The sequence below is a fragment of the Sphingomonas sp. FW306-1B-B10E genome (assembly GCF_058782005.1).
On record NZ_JBYSXG010000104.1, the window covers coordinates 1 to 2,833 of the forward strand.

Consider the following 2,833-nt stretch of genomic DNA (forward strand, 5'->3'; position numbering starts at 1 on the left):
CCCTGTCCGTCTCACCGAGACAATGGCTTGAGGCACTGCCCCACCCCAACCCCTCCCCTGAAGGGGAGGGGCTTACAACAGAAACAATCAGTTTCCAACGTTTCCATTTACGGCATGATCCTATTCCCTATCTTGGCGCCAACACCAAGGGAGATCAGCGATGATCGAGAAACGCTCTTTCGAAAGCCTCGGCCATGCCAACCATGGCTGGCTCAACGCGCGGCACCATTTCAGCTTTGCCGACTATTACGACCCTTCCCGCATGGGCTGGGGTGCGATCCGCGTCTGGAACGACGACGAGATCGCCGCGAACAACGGCTTCCCGGCGCATCCGCACCAGGACATGGAGATCATCACCTATGTCCGCACCGGCGCGATCACCCATCAGGATTCGATGGGCAATCAGGGCCGCACCGGCGCCGGCGACGTGCAGGTGATGAGCGCGGGCACCGGCGTGCGCCACGCCGAATATAATCTCGAGCCCGAGACCACGACTCTCTTCCAGATCTGGGTGCTGCCGCGCGAACGCGGCGGCCAGCCGAGCTGGGGCGCCAAGCCTTTCCCCAAGGGCGACCGTTCGGGGAAATTCGTGACCCTCGCCTCCGGGTTCGAAGGCGATGACGAGGCGTTGCCGATCCGTGCCGATGCCCGCGTCCTCGGCGCGACGCTCAAGGCCGGCGAAAGCGTCGAGCATAGCGTCGGCGACGGGCGCCACGCCTATCTCGTCCCCGCCGTCGGCGCGATCGAGATCGACGGCCAGCGCTTCGACGCCCGCGACGGCGCGGCGCTCTCGGGCGGCCAGACCGTGACGATCAAGGCCCTCGAAGACGCCGAGATCGTCCTGGTCGACGCGGAATAACTGAAACTCCCCTCCCGCTTGCGGGAGGGGTCGGGGGAGGGGCTGGCTCACTTCTCCGGAGAAATCCCCTCCCCTAACCCCTCTCGCAAGCGGGAGAGGAATTTAGAAGGAACTCCAATGTCCAAGATCCTCGTTCTCTATTACTCGTCCTATGGCCACCTCGCGAAGATGGCCGACGCCGTCGCCGAAGGCGCGCGCAGCGCTGGTGCCGAAGTCGATGTCCGCCGCGTCCCCGAGACTGCGCCTGCCGAAGTCGCCGCCGCCGCGGGCTTCGTCGCCGATCACAGCCACCCGGTGCTCGAGGACGTCAATGACCTCGCCAATTACGACGGCATCATCGTCGGTGCGCCGACGCGCTTCGGCCGGATGTCGAGCCAGATGGCGAGCTTTTGGGACCGCGCCGGCGGCCTGTGGTTCCAGGGCAAGCTCAACGGAAAGGTCGGCGGCGCCTTCACGTCGACCGCGACCCAGCATGGCGGTCAGGAGACGACGCTCTTCTCGATCATCACCAATCTGCTGCACTTCGGCCTGACCGTGGTCGGGCTCGACTATGGCTTCCAGGGCCAGATGGGCGTCGACGAAGTCAAGGGCGGCACGCCTTATGGCGCGACGACGATCTCGGACGGCGACGGCAGCCGCCTGCCGAGCGACGTCGAGCTCGAGGGCGCGCGCTATCAGGGCCGCCGCATCGCCGAAGTCGCCAACAAGCTCGCGGCATAATCCCCCAACCCGCGAGCCCGAGACTGCGTAAAGCCCCCTTCCCGCGCGGTCTCGACGGAGCGGCGGCCAGGCGAAAGCCCGGCCGCCGCTTTCCGTTTGAACGCGAGGCTCTATATGCCGGCCTATGTTCAAGGACCGCGTGCTCTTCATCGACGGCGAAGCGATCGTGATCGACAAGCCTGCGGGCCTGCCGGTCGATCGCCCGCGCGACCGCTCCGAGAGCCTCGAGGATATGCTCGACCAGCTCACCTTCGGCTTCCAGCGGCTCCCTTTGCCCGTCCACCGGCTCGACCGCGACACCAGCGGCTGCCTGCTCCTCGCGCGCAACCCCAAGGCGCACAAGCGCTTCGGCCAGGCGTTCGAGGCCGGGACGGTGACCAAGCGCTACCTCGCGATCCTCGACGGCGCGCCCGAGGCCGATAGCGGCGAGATCGACTTGCCGCTGATCAAGGTCTCGACCGAGGCGACCGGCTGGCGGATGATCGGCGACCCCGCCGGCAAGGCCGCGCGCACCCGCTGGCAAGTCGTCGAGCGCGTCGGCGGCAAGGCGATGCTCGCTTTCTTCCCCGAGACCGGCCGCACCCACCAGATTCGCGTCCACGCCGCCGAGGGGCTCGGCCTGCCGATCCTCGGCGACCCGGTCTATGGCCGCGGCGGCCCCGCGGTGATGCTCCACGCCGCCGAGCTTACCGTCCCGCGCGGCGACAAGCCCGCGATCCACGCCGAAGCCCCGCTGCCGGCGCGCTTCCACAATATCGGCTTCGGCCGTGGCTGAGCTGCCCGAGGAGGCGATCGTCGAGGAGAAGTTCCTCGCCGCCTCGGGCCCCGGCGGGCAGAACGTCAACAAGGTCGCGACCGCGGTCCAGCTGCGCGTCAACGTGTTCGCACTCGGGCTGCCGCCTTATGCTTATCAGCAATTGAAGGCGCTGGCGGGGAGCAAGCTGACCAGCGCTGGCGAACTCGTGATCACCGCGCGGAAATTCCGCACCCAGGACGCCAACCGCGCTGACGCGCGCGAACGGGTGCTCGAATTGCTGGAGAAGGCGCACGAACGCCAGGCGCGCCGCGTCAAGACCAAGCCGAGCAAGGCGGCGAAGGCGCGGCGCGTCGATGCGAAGAAGGGGCGCAGCGAAGTGAAGGCAGGACGCGGTAAAGTGCGGGTCGATTGAATCTTCTCGAGCCCCTCCCCTTCAGAGGAGGGGTTGGGGTGGGGCCTGTCCGCGGGCCACGGTCTCGATGAGACATCCCCCACCC

The 2,833-nt window shown here is 67.2% G+C and carries 4 protein-coding genes; all 4 read left to right on the forward strand.

The annotated features are described in order from the left end of the window. Positions 1-160 precede the first annotated feature (160 nt). The 4 genes from AC3WJI_RS21480 (at position 161) to arfB (ending at position 2,748) form a co-directional block, all read left to right on the forward strand. Positions 161-859 carry a pirin family protein gene (locus AC3WJI_RS21480; RefSeq protein WP_492759347.1) on the forward strand — a complete coding sequence of 233 codons (699 nt, stop codon included), beginning with the start codon at positions 161-163 and terminating at the stop codon, positions 857-859. Positions 860-976: 117 nt separating this feature from the next. Beyond that, a complete protein-coding gene (gene wrbA, locus AC3WJI_RS21485; RefSeq protein WP_492759348.1) occupies positions 977-1,579 on the forward strand; it encodes an NAD(P)H:quinone oxidoreductase in 603 nt (200 codons plus the stop codon). Positions 1,580-1,703: 124 nt separating this feature from the next. Continuing rightward, positions 1,704-2,354, forward strand: a complete 651-nt coding sequence (locus AC3WJI_RS21490; protein WP_492759349.1) for an RluA family pseudouridine synthase — start codon at positions 1,704-1,706, stop codon at positions 2,352-2,354. Beyond that, the gene (arfB, locus tag AC3WJI_RS21495) at positions 2,347-2,748 is read left to right on the forward strand and encodes an alternative ribosome rescue aminoacyl-tRNA hydrolase ArfB (RefSeq protein WP_492759350.1); all 402 of its coding nucleotides are present in this window, start codon (positions 2,347-2,349) and stop codon (positions 2,746-2,748) included. The genes AC3WJI_RS21490 and arfB overlap by 8 nt, the downstream gene beginning before the upstream one ends. Positions 2,749-2,833: the final 85 nt, after the last annotated feature.

Coding starts and splice junctions, on each gene's coding strand:
- AC3WJI_RS21480 (WP_492759347.1), top strand. CDS start 161: ATGATCGAGAAACGCTCTTTCGAAAGCCTCGGCCATGCCAACCATGGC.
- wrbA (WP_492759348.1), top strand. CDS start 977: ATGTCCAAGATCCTCGTTCTCTATTACTCGTCCTATGGCCACCTCGCG.
- AC3WJI_RS21490 (WP_492759349.1), top strand. CDS start 1,704: ATGTTCAAGGACCGCGTGCTCTTCATCGACGGCGAAGCGATCGTGATC.